A 16422-nucleotide genomic window follows, 5' to 3' on the forward strand; every position below is an offset into this window, starting at 1 on the left:
CAGGGGACGCCGCCCCAGGGGCAGCCGGCGACGCTCCTGAACCTGCCGCTGTTCCACGTCACCGCGATGGTGCCGATGTTCCTCCAGTCATTCGCGATGGGCCGGAAGCTGGTGCTGATGCGCAAATGGGATGCCGAGGAGGCGATGCGGCTGATCGCGGCCGAGAAGGTGACGTATTTCGTCGGTGTGCCGCTGATGAGCCTGGAAATCCTGAACCACCCGGAGCGGCCGAAATACGACCTGTCGACCGTCGCGGACTTCGCCGCCGGGGGCGCGCCCCGGCCGGTCGAGCATGTGAAGCGCATCGCCGACGAGATGGGCGGCGGCGCGCCGCTGATCGGGTACGGCCTGACGGAGACCAACGGCGCGGGCACGGGCAACTGGCGGAGCAACTATCTCGCCAAGCCCGCCTCGGCCGGACGCGCGTCCAAGCCGCTGATCGACCTGGCGATCAAGGACGACGACGGCGCGACGCTCGCGGCGGGCGAGCGCGGCGAGGTGTGCGTGCGGTCGGTCACCAACTTCCGAGAATATTGGAACAATCCGGACGCGACCGCCGCCGCCTTCACCCCGGACGGGTATTTCCGATCGGGCGATCTCGGCTATCTCGACGAGGACGGGTATCTGTTCATCGTCGACCGCAAGAAGGACGTCATCATCCGCGGCGGCGAAAACATCTCGTGCCAGGAAGTCGAGGCGGCGCTGTACGAACATGCGGACGTCGCGGAGGCAGCGGTGTTCGCGCTGCCCGACGAACGCTTGGGCGAGGTGCCCGGCGCGGTGGTCGAGCTCCGGGCGGACGCGACGCTGGACGACGGCGCGCTTTCCGCGTTCCTGCGCACGCGGATCGCGGCGTTCAAGGTGCCCGCGCGCATTTGGATCGTGGACGAACCGCTGCCCCGGCTGGGGACGGAGAAGATCGACAAGATCGCGCTCAAGGCCGCGTACCGGGCCGAGATCGAGCGCGAGCGGGCGGTCTAGGCCGCTCGCGCCAGCGCCGGCCCGATCGTGCCGCGCGATTCGGGGCGGAGCTGGCGGAAATGGAGCGAGAAGCAGTCCTTGGTCACCTTGACGCGCCCGTATCGGACATGATCGCGAGCATCGCGTGGATCTGGAGGTGGGGGCTCGACAGGCCGGGGCGCGACGGGATGAACGCGCCCGACTCCAGGAACTGCTGGCGACCCAGGCCGGTGCCGCGGAGCAGGTACTAGAGCCCGACTATGAGCTGGTTCAGCCCGCGCGTCGAGGAGAAGCCGGTGACGAGCCCCTCGCTGCGCCAGTTCATGATGATGTCGAGATGATCCTGCAGGTTCTCGCCGACGCCGGGCAGGTCGTGAACTGGCTTCTCCCCCGCCGTTGAAATCTCCGGTGACGGGGTGCCCCGCCTGTCGCCCGGCCGCGATCAGCGCGTCGCGGGGTCCTCGGTCAGGCGGTTGGCGAGGACGCGTCCGGCCGAGCCCGCGCCGATGATGATGTGGTCGTAGCCGGGCATGCGCCAAGCTCCGTCAGGGGATCAGGACGAGCTTACCCACATGTCGACTGAGCGCCATGGCCTCGAACGCGTCGCGCCATTCGGCGAGGGGATAGGTGGCGTGGACACGGGGCCGAATGCGGCCGGCGGCGGCGAGCGACCAGACCGCGTCGAGGCTTTCCGTACCGCGTTCCGGAAAACGGCGGCCATACTCGCCCGCGCGGACGCCGACGACCGCGAAGCCCTTGATGAGCGGGATGTTGGTGGGGACGGTCGCGATGCGGCCCGAGGTGAAGCCCACGACCAGCAGGCGGCCACCGAACGCGGTGCAGCGGGTCGACTCGTCCAATACGTCGCCGCCCACGGGATCGAACACCAGGTCCGCGCCGCCGCCGGTTAACTCCTTCACAGCCTCGCGGAAGCCGGGGGCGGGGAGCGTCGCTTCGGGGCGGTACTCCTGCTCGACGACCGCGAGCTTGCCGGGAGAGCGGGAGGTGGCGATTACCTTGCCGCCGAGCGCACGGGCGAGATCGACGGCCGCGAGCCCGACGCCACCGGTCGCGCCGTGGACGAGAATCCACTCGCCGGGTTCCATGCGGCCGAGGCGGACGAGCGCGACATAGGCGGTCAAATAGGCCGCGCCGAGCGAAGCGGCGGTAGCATCGTTCATGCCCGGCGGGATCATACGCGCGGCGCTGGCATCGACCGCGACCAGGTGGGCGAACGCACCCAGCCGCGTGCCCGCCGCGACGCGGTCGTCGGGCGCGAAGCCGCTTTCGGGATCGCAGGCGATCACCTCGCCCGCCATCTCCATGCCGAGCACGAAGGGGAGGGGCGGTTTGAGCTGGTAGGCCCCGCGCGTCATCAGCAGGTCGGGGTAGTTGAGCGCCGCCGCGCGGACGCGGACGAGGAGTTGGCCGGACCGCCGCTCCGGCTCAAGCGCGTCCTGCAGCGCGACGCCGGATAGGTCGTCCGATAATGCCGAGACGGTCAGCGCCCTCACGGCGCGCGGGGCGACAGGCAAGGTCCATCGGTCGGTTTGCTCGACAAGGCCATCGCCATCCCGAAACCTAGGCCGATCGTAGAGGTGGGTAAAGGTGCCGGAGAGGGTCGGCGCACGACTGGCAATAAGCCGCGACGCGGCTGATCAGGTCGTCGGGGCTGGCGCGCGGCGACGGTGTGGCGATGTCGATGGACAACACGCCCCGTCATCCGGAGGTGATGCGGGCGGCGGAGCGATGCGGCCTCCATTGCACCTGCCTGTCGTCCAAGCCGGCCGCCGAGGTTCTGCTCTATTCGTCGGGTGCTATCGGGCGACCCAATGGGATCAGGTGCCCGCTGTCGGCCGAGCCGTTCGCGGCGCTGGGGCGAACGCTCCGGCGGAGATCGACAACCTGCCGGTCACGCACGCCGACGTGGTCGACGTCGCGGTGACCGGCGCACCGGACGATGAAGTGGGCGCGGAGGTGGTGCAGCCGCGCGCCTGAACCGTCAGGTGACGACGTCGGGCGAGTTTCGGCCGGTGTGGCGGACGATGCCGGCGACGGTGTCGGCCGCCGCTATCAACTCCGCGAGCATGTCGGGCGTGTCGCGGTCGAGATCGCCGCCGACCGGCTCGTAGCGCTCGAGATAGACGCGCAACGTCGCGCCGGTGGTGCCGGTACCCGACAGGCGGAACACGACGCGGCTGCCGCCGACGAACAGGACGCGGACGCCCTGATTGCGGCTGACCGACCCGTCGGTCGGGTCGCGGTAGGCGAAGTCGTCGGCGGCTTCGACCTCCAGCGCCCCGAAACGCCGGCCGGGGAGAGCGTCGAGCGCGCCCCGGAGCTCGGCCATCAGCGCGTCGGCGCGCGGCGTGTCGACCGCCTCGTAATCGTGGCGGGCATAGTAATTGCGGCCGTACCGCGCCCAATGGTCGCGGGCGATCTCGTCGACCGACTTGCCGGTGACCGCAAGGATGTTGAGCCAGAGGAGGACCGCCCACAGCCCGTCCTTCTCGCGGACGTGGTCGGAGCCGGTGCCCGCGCTCTCCTCGCCGCAGATCGTCGCCAGCCCGGCGTCGAGCAGGTTGCCGAAGAACTTCCAGCCGGTCGGGGTCTCGAAGGCGGGGATGCCGAGCGCGGCCGCGACGCGGTCGGCGGCGGCGCTGGTCGGCATGGAGCGGGCGATGCCGGTCAGTCCGCCCGCGTAACCGGGCGCGAGGTGCGCGTTCGCAGCGAGCATGGCGAGGCTGTCGGACGGGGTGACGAAGCGCCCGCGCCCGATGATCAGGTTGCGATCGCCGTCGCCGTCCGACGCCGCGCCGAAATCCGGGGCGGCCGGGCTCATCATCAGCGCATGCAGATCGGCGGCGTGGACGAGGTTGGGGTCGGGATGACGCCCGCCGAAGTCGGGGAGCGGCGTACCGTTCCGGACCGTGCCGGCGGGAAAGCCGAGGCGGCGCTCGAGGACCTCGGTCGCGTAGGGGCCGGTGACGGCGCTCATGGCGTCGAACGCCATCGTCAGCCCGCCCCGGGCCGCGCGGGCGATGGCGGGGAAGTCGAACAGCGTCTCCATGAGGGCGGCATAGTCGGTGACGGGATCGACGATCTCGACCGTCATGTCGCCGACCTCGATCTCGGCCAGCCGGTCGAGATCGAGGTCGGGCGCATCGACGATGCGGTACTCGTCGATGGCTAAGGTGCGGGCGTGGATCGCCTCCGTCACCGCCTCGGGCGCGGGGCCGCCATTGGCGATGTTGTATTTGATCCCGAAATCCTCCTCGGGGCCACCGGGGTTGTGGCTGGCGGAGAGGATCAGGCCGCCGGACGCCCCGTGCAGGCGGATCAGGTGGCTGGCGGCGGGGGTAGACAGGATGCCGCCCCGGCCGACCACGGCGCGGGCGTAGCCGTTCGCGGCCGCCATGCGGACCGCGACCCGGATCACCTCACGGTTCAGATAACGGCCGTCGCCGCCGATCACGATCGTCGCATCGGCCGGTCGATCCACCACGTCGAACACCGACTGGATGAAGTTCTCGGCATAGCCCGGCTGCTGGAAGACGCGGACCTTCTTGCGGAGGCCCGACGTGCCGGGTTTCTGGTCGGGAAAGGGCGTGGTCGGGACGGTGATCATGCCGGCGGTACTTGGCGGAAGGTCGCGGGTGCGGCAAGGCACGTAGCGACCCTTTCGGCCACGACGGATCATTCGCCCATGCGCACTACCCTGCTCCTCGCCGCCATAGCGCTCGCCGCGCCCGCGTATGCCGCCGCGCCGATCGCGGGACGGTGGGTCACGGTGGAGGGCGACTCGGTGGTCACGGTCGGGCCATGTGGCGCAGGCGCGGCCGGCGCGAAGCTGTGCGGACGGATCACGACGTTCCTGAAACGGCCGCCGACTCCGAACCCGGTGGACACCAACAATCCGGACCCGGCGCTCAGGGGGCGGCCGATCCTGGGGATGGCGGTGTTGAGCGGCTTCACCGACGCGGGCAAGGACTGGCGCGGGCGCATCTACGACCCGCGCTCGGGAAAAAGCTACAAGTCGATCCTGCGCCGGAATGGCGATGGAACGCTCAAGGTGCAGGGATGCGTGGCGTTCCTATGCCGGACGCAGCTGTGGCGACCGGCGCGGTAATCCTCAGCCGAGGATGCGGCGGATCGTCTCGGGTTCGCGGTCGATAAGCGCGAGCAGCACTTGCGCCGACCGATCGGGCTGCCGTCGGCCCTGCTCCCAATCGCGCAGCGTAGCCACTTCCAGCTTGTAGGCGCGCGCAAAGGCAGGCTGAGTCATCCCGACCTTGGCGCGGATGGCTTTGATATCCGGAGCTTCACGCACGCGAAAGCCGTCACGCTCTCCCTTGTAGAAACCGAGCACGTCGGACATGCCGCTCATCAATCCGTCGAATGTTTCGGCTTTCATCGCTTGCTCCTGATGCTCGTCAAGACCCGTTGTTCCTTGACCGCCTTCGCTATCGTCCGCAGTTGGCTCGCCTGCGCGTCCGTGATCGAGTCCACCTCCGATTTGTCGATTATCAGCAACAGAAACACGGGCGCGTCCCGGTCCACGAAATAGGTTGACACGCGGTAGCCGCCCGACTTGCCGGTATCATCCTTTGCGATCCGCACCTTGCGTACACCGCCGCTTCGCCGGATCAGATCGCCGCTGGCCGGGTCGGACATGACATGATCCAGCACCGACTGGCGCTCAGCGTCGAATAATCCGATGCGCTTGACCGCCGCCAGATAGGTAGGGGTCTCGACGGCGGTGTGAAGCGGCCCGTCGACACCAATCAAACTAAGGCAATGCCGTATATAATGCAAGCTCAGACCGGCGCGGCGTCGGCTCCCGCGCCGTAATGGTGCCAGGTGAAGATCGCCGCCGCGCCTCGGTGAGGGCGCCATGGTTCCGCCAGCGCGCGGGTCGCGCGTTCGGTCGGGCGGGCGTCGTGGCCGAGAATGCGGCCGACCTCGATCTGGACGGCCAGATCGCCGGCGGGCCAGATGTCGGCCCGGCCCTCCGCGAAGAGCAGGTACACCTCCGCCGACCAGCGGCCGATACCCTTGATGTTGGTCAGGGCGACGATCGCCTCCTCGTCGTCGGCAGGCAGGTGGTCGAGATCGAGCCGACCGCTCGTGACCTCCGCGGCTAGGCTGCGGGCATAGCCGGTCTTCTGGCGGGAGAAGCCGGCGGCGCGCATAGCCTCGTCGCTCGCGGCGGCGACCGCATGGGGGTCCGCCGGATCGCCGACGGTGGCGGCGAGCTTGCGCCAGACCGAGTCCGCCGCGGCCACGCTCACTTGCTGGCCGACGATGGTGCGCAGCAGGGTGGCGTAGCCGCGCTCGCGCAGGCGCGGGGCGGGGTGGCCGACATGCTGCAACGCGCGGGCGAAGGCGGGCTCGATCAGCGCGAGCGCTTCGAGGTCGGCGCGCAGCCGCTCGGCGCTCAGGCCCATGATGCTTGCCCTGCGCGTTCAGGGGCGGCATGGCGTGGGCACGGATCGGTGGAGTGAAACATGCCCAAGCTTATCGTCGAGTTGCGCGGCGGGGAAGAACGCGTGCTGGAGGGCGAGGCCGGGCTGTCGGTCATGGAGGTGATCCGCGAAGGCGGGATCGACGAGATCCTCGCTCTGTGCGGGGGCAACTGCAGTTGCGCGACGTGCCACGTGCATGTGGACCCGGCGTTCTTCGGGATGCTGAAGCCGATGAGCGAGGACGAGAACGACCTGCTGGAGTCGACGAGCGAGCGGTCAGATTATTCGCGGCTGTCTTGCCAGGTGCAGTTCGGGCCGGCGCTCGACGGCTTGCGGGTGAAGGTCGCCGAAGAGGACTAGGGCCGGGTCGCGACCGCGTAGAGGGCGATCGCCGCGGCATTGCTGACGTTCAAGCTTTCCACCTTGTCGCCGATCGGAAGCCGCGCGAGTTCGTCGCAGTGAGCCTCGGTGTTCTGGCGCATGCCCTCGCCTTCCGCGCCGAGCACCAAGGCGATACGCTGCTCGCCCATCGTGTCGGCCAGCGTGCGCGGGGCTTCGCCGGTCAGGCCGACGCGCCAGAAGTCGGCGTCGCGGATCTCGTCCAGCGCACGCGCGAGATTGACGACGCGGACCCAGGGTACGGTCTCCAGCGCGCCGGACGCCGCGCGGGCGACGGTGCCGGATTCGGGCGGCGCGTGGCGGTCCTGGGTGATCAGCCCCAGCGCGTCGAACGCCGCCGCCGAGCGCAGGATCGCACCGACATTATGAGGATCGGTGACCTGGTCGAGGATCACGAGCGGGCGCCGGTCGCCCTGGCCCTGCATCAGCAGATCGCCGAGCCAGATGTCCTCGAGCGGGTCGACCTCCGCCACCAGCCCCTGATGCGGCGCGTCGGCGGGAACGAGGCGGCCGAGGTCGGCGACGTCGGCGAAGACGACGGGAAGCGAGGCGGGCAGGTCGAATCCCGCCAGCGCCTCGCGCGTGCCCCACACCTTGCGCACCGTGCGCTCGGGATTGCCGAGCGCGGCGGCGACCGCGTGGCGGCCCCAGAAGCGTGGGCGGTTGCCGACGCCGGTCGAGGGGCGGCTGCCGCGATTATGGCCGTGCTTGGCCATCATTCGTCGTCCTCGGGATAGGCGAATGGGTCCGTCACGCCCGGCTTGGTCGGCAGCGGCGGGCGGGGGAGCGGCTGGTCGGCAGTGGCGGCGCTCAACAGCACCGACGCAAGGACGATCGAGGCTTGACGCAGATCGTCGGCCTTCAGGTGATCGAAGGTGTCGACCGACGTGTGGTGGACTCGGCTGTCGTAATCGAGCGGGTCCTGGATGAACTGGAAGCCGGGGATGCCGACCGATTGCATGAAGACGTGGTCAGTGCCCGTGGTCGGGCTGACGACGACCGACGACGCGCCCATTGAGGCGAAGGGGCTGAGCCATTCGCGGAAGGTCGACACGACCGCCGGGTTGCGCTCGGCATAGAGACCGCGGATCTTGCCTGAGCCGTTGTCGATGTTGAAATAAGCCGACAGGTCGCGGTGTCCCGGAAGCGGGGTAATCGGCCACTGGTTGGAAAAGCTGTAATAGAGCTTGTCGCCGTTCAGCTGCGGATCGCTCGGGGAGCCGCGCGTCGCGAGGTGACGGCGGATATAGGCGATCGAGCCGAGCAGCCCCTCCTCTTCCGCATTCCAGAGCGCGAAGCGGATGGCGCGTTTGGGACGAACGCCGGACGCGCGGAGGATGCGCGCGGCCTCCATTACCACCGCCGATCCCGCCGCGTTGTCGGCCGCGCCGTCGCCCGCGACCCAACTGTCGAGATGCGCGCCGGCCATGACGTATCCGGCCTTGGCGTCGGTGCCGGGGATATCGGCGAGGATGTTGTAGGCCTGCGGGTCGTCGTCATGGAAGCGGACCGCGCTCTCGATCCCGAGCGTCGGGGCGGGTCCGATCTTGGCGAGGCGGGCGAGGCGGCGGTAATCCTCGGCGGCGATCTCGACGCCCGGGACGGCTGCGGGGCGGCCGACCTCGAACGCCCAGCCCTCGCCGTGGACGAGCTTGCCGTCGAGGCGAGACATGGTGGCGTAGGCGACCGCGCCTTCCGCCTTCAGGAACGCGTCAAGCTTCCCGGCAAAATCGGCGCGGCGCAGACTGCGCGGGAGCGCGGTCGGATCGAAGCGAGGCTGTTCGAACATATCGAGTTTGGCGATGTCCTCGCCCGACAGGCGCTGGACGACGGGATCGGTCGGGTCGCGCAGGTCGGTGGGGCGGGTGACCATGACGACCTTGCCCCGCAACTGTCCGCGCCATTTGGCGAAATCGCGCTCGCGGCGCAGCGGCGCGACGATCACTGGGGCCGTGACGCGCGCGGCGGGAGTCCAGGCGATGGGGATGGCTGTGAGCTGGACCGGACGCGGCGTGGTCATACGGACCGACGAGCGTTCGATCGACCAGCCGCGGCCGAACGGGAAGCCCTCTTTGCGGACGTTGGTCAGGCCCCATTCGCGGAACTTGCCTTCGGTCCACGCCTCGGCCGCGCGCATCGGTGGCGAGTTGGGAAGGCGCGGGCCGATCACGTCGGTCAGATGCTGCGCGGTCGTCATCACCTGGCTATGATTGGTGCCCTGGTCGATGATGCGGGCGGTCGCGTTCTGGGCCGCATTCTGGGCGAGGGCCGGGGGAGCGAAGAGGACGGCGGTGGCGAGCAGCAGATGGCGCAAGCGTGGGTTTCCTTGGAAGAGCTCGCGTTCTGCTATGCGGGCGGACGGGTTCGCGCAACCGCCCACGCTCGTTGACACCGCCGAGGCGCTTCGGCATGGAGCCGCCTCGCTTTCGAGCGGCCGGGCTGGACAGGTGGCCGAGTGGTTAAAGGCAGCAGACTGTAAATCTGCCCGTGCAAGCGTACGCTGGTTCGAATCCAGCCCTGTCCACCAAGGCTTAAGCCTATGAAATGACGACGTTAAGCAGCGGCGTATCTGCCCGTCTAGCTTGCCCTAAGAGTTGGGTGCGTGTAATTTCTGTGTAACTTCAAGTCCGAGCCCATCGTCTAGCGCGCTAATTGCGGCGTCGATGTGAGTGCCGTGAACGTGGGCATAATGGAGCACCATTGCCGTCGTCTTATGACCGGAAATGCGCTGGATTGTCGGTATGTCTGTGTTGGCCTGAACAAGCCGGGTGATCGCAGTATGGCGCATTATGTGCGGCGTCACTTTTGTAGGGTCTAAGCCCGCGCGCTCAACCGCTCGCTGAAATCCGCCCCGCATATCTCGACGGTGGGCCTGCTTACTGGCGCGCATGGCGGGGAAAATCCAACCTCCTTGGTCGTTCTCCATCGCCCTCTGTCGCCGAAGAGCATTCGCCAGCGATGGAGTGATAGGCTGCTCTCGTTCGCCCGCCTTAGCTCGATCGATCCAAAGGCGGCGGGTGTCGAAGTCCACGTCCTCGTATCGAGCGCGCACTATTTCGGAATGCCTCATCGCCGCGCCAAGACCGAACGCAACGAACAACCACAAGCGGTCGTCCTGATCCGCGTGCGCTGCATTCATAAGCGCTCGGCATTGCTGTTCTGTTAGCACCCTAATTTGCTTGCGGGCCTCGCGTGACTGCTCGATTTTCGGCTTACGGTCCAAGGTCATCCACCGCCAATCCACCGCTCGGTTGAGCATGTGCTTTAATGTTGAAAATTCGCGATTTATGGTAGCATCCGTTGCTCCGTCATCCGAGCGTTTCCGACGATACTGCTTGAGTCTAAATTCCGTTAGCTGGTCGAGCCGCCGGTCTCTGAAGTAAGGGATCAAGTACGTTCGAAGATGGCGACGCTTGTTGACCATATCCTTGCCGTCCGTGCTTTCCATCCGACCGACGTATTCTTCTGCCGCCTCGGCAAAGCTGCGGTGAAGTTTGCGCCCGGTGGGCAGGTCGAGCCGCCCTTCTCTGGCTTTAGTACGGAATGTCTCAATAGCGCGCTCTGCCTGTTCGCGCGTCGTCCCATCGCTTTCGCACCCAACGGCTCGGTGAATGCGCTGACCGTCCACCATGATGTTGACGCTATAGCGTAGGTCGCCCTTCGACGTGCGTTCGACAGTGATACCGTGTTCGGTAATGCGCTCCCCTTTCGTAAGAACGCGAATAGCATTGCGGGTTAGAATCGTAAATCTAAGAGCCACAGTTAGTAATCTCCTTCTAATAAGCATCGAAGTAACAGTTGTAAGTGACGAGGTACTAGAGACTAGACCGCCGCGAAACGCCCTGTATATTGCTCGACATCGGCCGCAATGATCGCCGCCGACTCGAAAGATTGGAGTTTTAGTTTGTTACTAGAGAGTTGTACAGAGCATGGAGTCGTACGCGACATCGTTCGCGTGACCCCTACCGGAAGATTGAGTTTGTCCAGCGCAGCTACGTATCTGGGCCTACGGCCGAAAACATTGCGGAATTATAACTATCGTGGAATTGGGCCGCGTAGCAGTAAAGTGGGTGGACGTCGCTTTTATCACATCGCTGATCTTGATGCCTTCATTGGCCGTGTGAGCGCAATATGATCAGCGACATCAATCCTCTTGAGGAGAGCGGCCCTGATTTACTTGCCAAGATGGCACGCGACGCCCACCGTCGAGTGCAAGAACACCGGCATGACGGCTCTATCGTTAGCCTGATTGAGCTTCGTCACCTCGTCCAAATCGCCTTACGATGGTCGGACGGGCTGGCGGACTATGAGGATGAGCTGGCCAAGAACGACATTGTGATCCGGCACGGTCGGGGTGAAGCGATCACGCGGGGGCAGTTGGATTGGGCGCTTGGCTTGGATCACGATTCGCAAGTTGCGGCAAACGAACGGCGGTGAAGTTCGCGGTCCGGTTATGACTTAAATTGACGGCTGGTAAAATGGGCTGCTAGCAGCCTTCGGGTGATCGGCGGCCCTATACTTCATCTCGGCACAACTTCGCGCTCTACGGTGCCTCTACGGCCTAAAATAAGGGCATAGGCTGTAGTAGGGCAGCAGCACCGACGATGTAACTCTATCAAAGCCTACCAAAGTACCTGCGCTTGCTCATCGACAAACCTAACCATGACAGGTGAAGTTTGAACTTGTGCGGGCGTAGTTGATTGTCAACAGTCCAACTAACTACGAGATCATTGAGAAGCAGGGCAGGTTGCGCGTACCGTTCACATGAGCTGGTTAAATTGTGTTTAGGCGGTGAACGGTCATTCAGACTACTTAACATTAAATCGGCCTTCATATCTAAATATCTCTAAACTTCTGTAAACATCAGATCTGTCGTGTCGCCTCATCCCAGTCTGCACAACCAGAATGTAACATGTATGTCTCCAGCCTCCTCTCTCTCCTTCCATTCTATATAACTTCTAAGTAGCTTTATATAGATTAGATTTCATAGCATGGTATTAGAGAGACATACAATCTGTTAAGACTATTTGTGAATAGAGACCTTAACTAGTAAGCTTTGCACATGAGGTTGAGAACTCCAGAGCTCTGCTGTATTCGTTTGCTGTCGTTCAAACAACGGCAACCAACCATACAGAAAGATTAAACCTACATGTTTCAACTTGAACTACCTTACGTTACCGATCCTGACCTATCACTTACTTCTTCAACTGTATCCACAGACGCGGTCAAGCCGTTGCCGACTGCCTCAAACCGCTATGACAAGGCAGTCCATATGGGGCTTTATAGCAAGCCATCATCCCCCGATGCCGAACTGCTGATTGCTAATGCCGCCACTCACATGCACGACCAACTAAGGTTGCACGCCAGGCTTACCCCATCCGAGGGCAAGGCATTGGGCGCGATAACCGCCGACCTGCTTAAGGCAGCCTCCTACGATCCTCCGCGTTCCTGCTTCCGCCCGATGGGTGTAGCGGACTTCACCAACGGGCCTATTGGCTTCCGGCCGTTTAAGCAGGTTCTCAAGCGCCTAGAACGTTGTAACTATATAACGATCGAACGCGGTTTTTGCGATCCAACATGGCGCAAACGCGGTAAGGTCACCCGCATCAAGGCCACCGCCCAATTGATCGACCTAGCGGCGGAAATGGGCATTACGCCAGCTAACCGCCTCGACCACTTCGCCGGACTGCCAAGGCCCGCCGTAATTGCCGAACCTATCAAGCTTAAATCAGCATCGGTTACCGAAAAGGGACAGCGACGGGAGGGCAAGGCAATGCATCCCGATATGACCAACCCCAAGGTCATCACCTTTGCCGGACAGGTGAACGACTTAAACGCCTACCTCGCTAAGCAGGTCATTGAAGGCGGGGAGCATCGCGGCTTTCAGCGCCTCTTCAATCAAGGCGATCTGCCCGGTTTTGATTACAACAAAGGTGGACGCCTTTATTCAATCGGCGGCGGTTATCAGACCGACCCAAAAGACCAGCGCCGGTGCATCACCGTCAATGGCGCGGCTATGGTTGAAATCGATATCCAAGCTAGTTTCCTGACGATCCTTTATGCCAAGGCGGGTGCAAAGCTGCCCGCTGGCGATCCCTATGCCATCCCTGGCCTACCCCGCCATGTCGTCAAGGCCTGGATCACCATGACCTTAGGCCATGACGGTTTCCAACGCGCATGGTCGCCCAAGGTCAAAGCCCGGTACAATGAGGCGGACCCGAAGGCCCTACAGCGCGAGTACCCAATCAAGCAGGTGCGGTCATTGATCACAGACCACCTGCCGCTGCTAGCAGACTGGCCTAATAGCAAGGTGCGGTGGGGTGACTTGCAGTATCTAGAGAGTTGCGCTATTATCGATGCAGTATATAGCCTCTGTATCCGATGGAACATACCAGCACTGCCGGTACATGACTCAATCGTTGTTCCAGTATCAAGCAAGGGAATGGCTAAGTTACTTCTCCGCTCATGCTTTCAAGAACACGTTGGCGTTGATCCGGTTCTGACAGAGAAGTAAAGATGTGAACAACCTTCTTTGATGTGAGGCCTCTTGTTTCTTTGGCTTGACACTGCAAACGGGAAGGAGAGGCAGGGTAACTGATCCAGTACGACTTCGGCTTTAAGTCACCGGCGATCACTTATAACACGACTACCTGTCCTTCCCCGTCCTACAAGCCTCGCTAGTTGCTATTTAGGCGGCCCCGGTACTTGGGGGTTGGAACGTGCCTACCCCGTCTCCTAGAGACACTGTAGCGCGATTTAGAGCCCATTCAGTTTACCGCATCCCCGTCCACCGGTTCAGTACGCCTTAACTGACGAGTGTCTTCATCATGGAAAGGAGTTCCCTACCCGCCGTTTCCGCCAGCTTACACATCCCGATCGGTTAGGCCGCCACCGGGCTGATTTGCAGCAAGGGAGCTAGGATCAACAGCATGCCCATGGCGGTTTACTAAAACCACTCACCCTGGTTCCTTGATCACCGACGCCCTAGCCAAATCTTCCTATCTTTAATTCCTCCCACCTATTACGGTTGCAACTCGATTAAGCGGGGATATAGAAAATGGGGTTTTTTGGCTTTCTTTTGATGTTGTTTTTAGCGTTCGTGACAATTGTCATCGCTGCTGCATTCGTAGAGAACGAGAAGCGGACTGCAATGTCTCCGTCGCAGCGCGAGGATTATGATAAGCGGAAGGCAATCCAGCTTGCTACAGCGCTTCACGGCAGTCCTAATCCTGCTTTTTTGTGTCCGCACTGCCAAGAGCGAGGGAAGGTCCATACGAAATCGGTCACGAAGAAGGCCGGTATCAGTGGCGGTAAGGCAACTGGCGCGATACTGACGGGGGGAGTATCTCTGCTTGCAACCGGATTGTCGCGCAAGGAGTCTAATACGGAGGCCCACTGCCGTAACTGTAAGGTTACGTGGAGCATTTAGTCGAGGGGACGTTGACTGGTACAGCTGGTTCTATGTTTCACAATTTGACGTTAGAAATCCAGCTTTACATAAAAGTTTCGGGATAGATTGAATAGGCAAGTGAACGGAGTAACGGTGACCGTCAGCGGACCGTCACTCCGTCACTTGCAAGTTCACGGTCGGTGACCAGAGGCCGTCTTTGATGAGTGGCAGTGCGCAGCAGACGTCGCGCGAGAGCTAGAGTGCAATCCGGCGGCACTGGTAAGCGGTATCGTGGACTCGCAGCCCTAACCCGCCCTTTGCTCAACCCGCTGAATAGCAGCCCGGCTTACCCCGTGCTGCTTAGCTAAGGACGCCCAAAGAGGTCCCCCGCTACGCGCTGCAATGATTGTGCGCTGTTGATCGGCAGTAAGCGCCTGAGGCCGTCTTAGAGGCGTATAGCCCCGCCTTCGCCTCCTATGCAGCGTAGTACCGCTTCACCGTAGCGGTGGACAAAGCGAACTGCGCAGCGGTCGCGGCGATACTCGCCTTATTAGCCTTCCGCCATGCAACCACTTCGACGCTGTTCGCCGCCATCGGCCTACCGAGTCCAGCCTTGCCGCGATGCGTTTTGCCTGTCGCTGCTAAAGCAGCCTTCGCCGCAGCCCGTCCAGACTCACACCGCTCTTTAATCCGATGCCGCTCCATATCCGCCATCTGCGCAAGGACCGCGACTACAAGCTCGCCTACCCCCCGCCCGATCGGTCCAAGGCCTCGCACGTCCACCGTGACGCCCTTGTCGAGCAACTTGCGAATGGTCGATTGCACGTCGAGTGCGTCCCGTCCAAGCCGGTCGATGGAATAGATGCAGAGGCAATCGCCTTCCCGCACGTAGGAGAGAAGGGCAGAGAAGCCGGGCCGATCCGCAGCGAGCGTTGCACCGCTAACGCCCACGTCGGTGAACTCGCGATCGAAGCCGCTACCTAGAGCCGCGCGTTGCGCTTCGATGCTCTGGTCACCGGTCGATACACGAAAGTAGGAAATCCGGCTCATATCCACTCCGAGTCGCTCATAAGGTATGCAGCGTTAATGAGCTAAGACCGTAAGCAGGTCAAGGTATCTTATAAGCTACTATGAAGCCGGTTAGGAAGGGTGGATTAGAAGGCACAAGTTTGGAGCCCTCGAAATATCCTTAGGTCGATCGTATCTCTCAGCGGCGGAGCAAAGTTGTGGATTAAAGGACCTCCAATGCCGTTGAGCACGAAAAACTCAGAAAAGTTTCTAGCTGCTCAGGAACGTACGAGAGAGGCTATGGCGGTGCTTAACCGAAGGTACGACGCTGACTGTGAAGAGGTAAAGTCATGGGAAGCAAAAGGCGCAGCGATTTCGTTAATCGAAGATAAACTCGGGCAGGCTCAGGTGCGATATGACAGGGAAGCCGCTGAACTTTTTAAGCTAATCGATGAACTCGGGCAATCGTTGGGCCTCCCCGCAAGTGGTTGGGAAAAGCGGTTCAGCGCTGCGCAAGTTTACGGCGACGGCATTGATCTATATCCATATGATAAACAAATGCGCGCGCGCGTCCAACCGGCTAGCCCGTTGTATGTTTATCTAAATTCCTCAAATCACTTACCCGGTTGGCTTGAGGAGCGAGCAGGACCAAGACTTACGGTTGCCAGTAGTTTTCTAGGCTCTTCACATGGCACGACTACTCCTGATGAGGTGCGACAGTTCGACTCCAACATGCATCTTATTCCGCCAGGTCTCGTCCGATTTGGCCGTCAGACTCGTGGAATCGGGATTTATAACTGTAACTTCAACGGATTCAATATCAATGAGGCGCACCACACTGACTTCGACGAAGATGCCTGGCTTATGTGCTTTGCGACAGAGCTAAGTGGTGAGGTTGCTAACCGCTTAAGCTCTGCCGATGCAAGGAAGGTCACTGCTGTTGAGATTGTGGATTTCGTAACACTAAAGCGGGCACTTGATCAACAAGTTGGATTCGAGAGCTTTTTTGGTCCGGTAGCGTACACGAAGAAGGCGCAGCGGCATCATTTCTTAAAGGGTTCGTCTGAGGCTGATCAGAAAGAGTATCGGCTAGTCTGGCCCGCCGAACCACCAGTTTTACCGAAGCCCGTGCTGATACCAATTGGGACTGTAAAATGGACAGGCCTGAGTTTTTAACAATATCCTACACTGCGGCGTCGC

At 62.5% G+C, this 16422-nt stretch carries 18 protein-coding genes and 1 tRNA gene; 10 read left to right on the top strand and 9 right to left on the bottom strand.

Translation table 11 applies throughout. The features are described from left to right. Both ACFE7F_RS10945 and ACFE7F_RS10950 read left to right on the top strand, forming a co-directional pair. Positions 1-981, top strand: a 981-nt coding sequence (locus tag ACFE7F_RS10945; protein WP_375403887.1) for a class I adenylate-forming enzyme family protein, incomplete at its 5' end; no start/stop codon positions are given. Positions 982-1105: 124 nt separating this feature from the next. Then, positions 1106-1360, top strand: a complete 255-nt coding sequence (locus ACFE7F_RS10950; protein ID WP_375403888.1) for a hypothetical protein — start codon at positions 1106-1108, stop codon at positions 1358-1360. Positions 1361-1505: 145 nt separating this feature from the next. On the opposite strand, the gene ACFE7F_RS10955 is transcribed toward ACFE7F_RS10950, so the two are convergent. Then, positions 1506-2474 (bottom strand): NADPH:quinone oxidoreductase family protein, encoded by a 969-nt coding sequence (locus tag ACFE7F_RS10955; RefSeq protein WP_375403917.1) that lies wholly within the window; start codon positions 2472-2474, stop codon positions 1506-1508. 328 nt (positions 2475-2802) lie between these two features. On the opposite strand from ACFE7F_RS10955, the gene ACFE7F_RS10960 reads away from it, so the two are divergent. Further along, on the top strand, positions 2803-2958 hold the full coding sequence (locus ACFE7F_RS10960) for a hypothetical protein (RefSeq protein WP_375403889.1): 156 nt from the start codon (positions 2803-2805) through the stop codon (positions 2956-2958). Positions 2959-2962: 4 nt separating this feature from the next. On the opposite strand, the gene ACFE7F_RS10965 is transcribed toward ACFE7F_RS10960, so the two are convergent. Further along, positions 2963-4588, bottom strand: coding sequence for an alpha-D-glucose phosphate-specific phosphoglucomutase (locus ACFE7F_RS10965; RefSeq protein ID WP_375403890.1), 1626 nt, complete (start codon positions 4586-4588; stop codon positions 2963-2965). Between the two features lie 78 nt (positions 4589-4666). Here ACFE7F_RS10965 and ACFE7F_RS10970 point away from each other — a divergent pair, with 78 nt between their 5' ends. Beyond that, positions 4667-5089 carry a DUF2147 domain-containing protein gene (locus ACFE7F_RS10970; RefSeq protein WP_375403891.1) on the top strand — a complete coding sequence of 141 codons (423 nt, stop codon included), beginning with the start codon at positions 4667-4669 and terminating at the stop codon, positions 5087-5089. A gap of 3 nt (positions 5090-5092) precedes the next feature. Here the strand turns inward: ACFE7F_RS10970 and ACFE7F_RS10975 are convergent, their stop codons facing one another. Genes ACFE7F_RS10975 through ACFE7F_RS10985 form a run of 3 tightly spaced genes read right to left on the bottom strand, consistent with a single transcriptional unit; the run spans position 5093 to position 6407 of the window. Continuing rightward, complete coding sequence (locus tag ACFE7F_RS10975) at positions 5093-5374, bottom strand: helix-turn-helix domain-containing protein (protein ID WP_375403892.1); 282 nt, start codon at positions 5372-5374, stop codon at positions 5093-5095. Continuing rightward, entirely contained in the window at positions 5371-5748 is a 378-nt protein-coding gene (locus ACFE7F_RS10980) for a type II toxin-antitoxin system RelE/ParE family toxin (protein ID WP_375403893.1), read from the bottom strand. Before ACFE7F_RS10980 ends, ACFE7F_RS10975 begins: the two co-directional genes overlap by 4 nt. Positions 5749-5777: 29 nt before the next feature. Continuing rightward, the gene (locus ACFE7F_RS10985; protein WP_375403894.1) at positions 5778-6407 is read right to left on the bottom strand and encodes a DNA-3-methyladenine glycosylase family protein; all 630 of its coding nucleotides are present in this window, start codon (positions 6405-6407) and stop codon (positions 5778-5780) included. Positions 6408-6467: 60 nt separating this feature from the next. Here ACFE7F_RS10985 and ACFE7F_RS10990 point away from each other — a divergent pair, with 60 nt between their 5' ends. Further along, entirely contained in the window at positions 6468-6785 is a 318-nt protein-coding gene (locus ACFE7F_RS10990; RefSeq protein ID WP_375403895.1) for a 2Fe-2S iron-sulfur cluster-binding protein, read from the top strand. Here ACFE7F_RS10990 and rlmB read toward each other — a convergent pair. Then, positions 6782-7540 carry a 23S rRNA (guanosine(2251)-2'-O)-methyltransferase RlmB gene (gene rlmB, locus ACFE7F_RS10995; protein WP_375403896.1) on the bottom strand — a complete coding sequence of 253 codons (759 nt, stop codon included), beginning with the start codon at positions 7538-7540 and terminating at the stop codon, positions 6782-6784. The two genes, ACFE7F_RS10990 and rlmB, sit on opposite strands and share 4 nt — an antisense overlap. Then, a complete protein-coding gene (locus tag ACFE7F_RS11000) occupies positions 7540-9138 on the bottom strand; it encodes a M20/M25/M40 family metallo-hydrolase (RefSeq protein ID WP_375403897.1) in 1599 nt (532 codons plus the stop codon). Before ACFE7F_RS11000 ends, rlmB begins: the two co-directional genes overlap by 1 nt. A 127-nt stretch (positions 9139-9265) precedes the next feature. Between ACFE7F_RS11000 and ACFE7F_RS11005 the strand changes: the two genes are divergently transcribed. Beyond that, positions 9266-9351: transfer RNA gene (locus tag ACFE7F_RS11005), tRNA-Tyr, on the top strand. Positions 9352-9411: 60 nt separating this feature from the next. On the opposite strand, the gene ACFE7F_RS11010 is transcribed toward ACFE7F_RS11005, so the two are convergent. Beyond that, positions 9412-10584, bottom strand: coding sequence for a tyrosine-type recombinase/integrase (locus ACFE7F_RS11010; protein WP_375403898.1), 1173 nt, complete (start codon positions 10582-10584; stop codon positions 9412-9414). Between the two features lie 108 nt (positions 10585-10692). Here ACFE7F_RS11010 and ACFE7F_RS11015 point away from each other — a divergent pair, with 108 nt between their 5' ends. The 3 genes from ACFE7F_RS11015 to ACFE7F_RS11025 all read left to right on the top strand — a co-directional run bounded on the left by ACFE7F_RS11015 (position 10693) and on the right by ACFE7F_RS11025 (position 13338). Further along, the gene (locus ACFE7F_RS11015; protein ID WP_375403899.1) at positions 10693-10959 is read left to right on the top strand and encodes a helix-turn-helix transcriptional regulator; all 267 of its coding nucleotides are present in this window, start codon (positions 10693-10695) and stop codon (positions 10957-10959) included. Further along, on the top strand, positions 10956-11261 hold the full coding sequence (locus ACFE7F_RS11020) for a hypothetical protein (RefSeq protein WP_375403900.1): 306 nt from the start codon (positions 10956-10958) through the stop codon (positions 11259-11261). The genes ACFE7F_RS11015 and ACFE7F_RS11020 overlap by 4 nt, the downstream gene beginning before the upstream one ends. A 712-nt stretch (positions 11262-11973) precedes the next feature. Continuing rightward, positions 11974-13338: a hypothetical protein gene (locus ACFE7F_RS11025; protein ID WP_375403901.1), complete on the top strand. Its 1365-nt coding sequence runs from the start codon at positions 11974-11976 to the stop codon at positions 13336-13338. 1350 nt (positions 13339-14688) lie between these two features. Here the strand turns inward: ACFE7F_RS11025 and ACFE7F_RS11030 are convergent. Then, positions 14689-15264, bottom strand: a complete 576-nt coding sequence (locus ACFE7F_RS11030) for a recombinase family protein (protein ID WP_375403902.1) — start codon at positions 15262-15264, stop codon at positions 14689-14691. A gap of 195 nt (positions 15265-15459) precedes the next feature. Here ACFE7F_RS11030 and ACFE7F_RS11035 point away from each other — a divergent pair, with 195 nt between their 5' ends. Then, the gene (locus ACFE7F_RS11035; RefSeq protein WP_375403903.1) at positions 15460-16398 is read left to right on the top strand and encodes a hypothetical protein; all 939 of its coding nucleotides are present in this window, start codon (positions 15460-15462) and stop codon (positions 16396-16398) included. Positions 16399-16422: the final 24 nt, after the last annotated feature.

Origin of the sequence: uncultured Sphingomonas sp., assembly GCF_964235535.1 — a bacterium.
In the GTDB taxonomy this organism is placed as follows: Bacteria; Pseudomonadota; Alphaproteobacteria; order Sphingomonadales; family Sphingomonadaceae; genus Sphingomonas.

Excerpts from the sequence above, each read along its gene's own strand:
- ACFE7F_RS11030 (WP_375403902.1), bottom strand. The coding sequence starts at position 15,264 with ATGAGCCGGATTTCCTACTTTCGTGTATCGACCGGTGACCAGAGCATC.
- ACFE7F_RS10965 (WP_375403890.1), bottom strand. The coding sequence starts at position 4,588 with ATGATCACCGTCCCGACCACGCCCTTTCCCGACCAGAAACCCGGCACG.
- ACFE7F_RS10975 (WP_375403892.1), bottom strand. The coding sequence starts at position 5,374 with ATGAAAGCCGAAACATTCGACGGATTGATGAGCGGCATGTCCGACGTG.
- ACFE7F_RS11025 (WP_375403901.1), top strand. The coding sequence starts at position 11,974 with ATGTTTCAACTTGAACTACCTTACGTTACCGATCCTGACCTATCACTT.
- ACFE7F_RS11015 (WP_375403899.1), top strand. The coding sequence starts at position 10,693 with ATGATCGCCGCCGACTCGAAAGATTGGAGTTTTAGTTTGTTACTAGAG.
- rlmB (WP_375403896.1), bottom strand. The coding sequence starts at position 7,540 with ATGGCCAAGCACGGCCATAATCGCGGCAGCCGCCCCTCGACCGGCGTC.
- ACFE7F_RS11020 (WP_375403900.1), top strand. The coding sequence starts at position 10,956 with ATGATCAGCGACATCAATCCTCTTGAGGAGAGCGGCCCTGATTTACTT.
- ACFE7F_RS10970 (WP_375403891.1), top strand. The coding sequence starts at position 4,667 with ATGCGCACTACCCTGCTCCTCGCCGCCATAGCGCTCGCCGCGCCCGCG.
- ACFE7F_RS11035 (WP_375403903.1), top strand. The coding sequence starts at position 15,460 with ATGCCGTTGAGCACGAAAAACTCAGAAAAGTTTCTAGCTGCTCAGGAA.
- ACFE7F_RS10985 (WP_375403894.1), bottom strand. The coding sequence starts at position 6,407 with ATGGGCCTGAGCGCCGAGCGGCTGCGCGCCGACCTCGAAGCGCTCGCG.
- ACFE7F_RS10990 (WP_375403895.1), top strand. The coding sequence starts at position 6,468 with ATGCCCAAGCTTATCGTCGAGTTGCGCGGCGGGGAAGAACGCGTGCTG.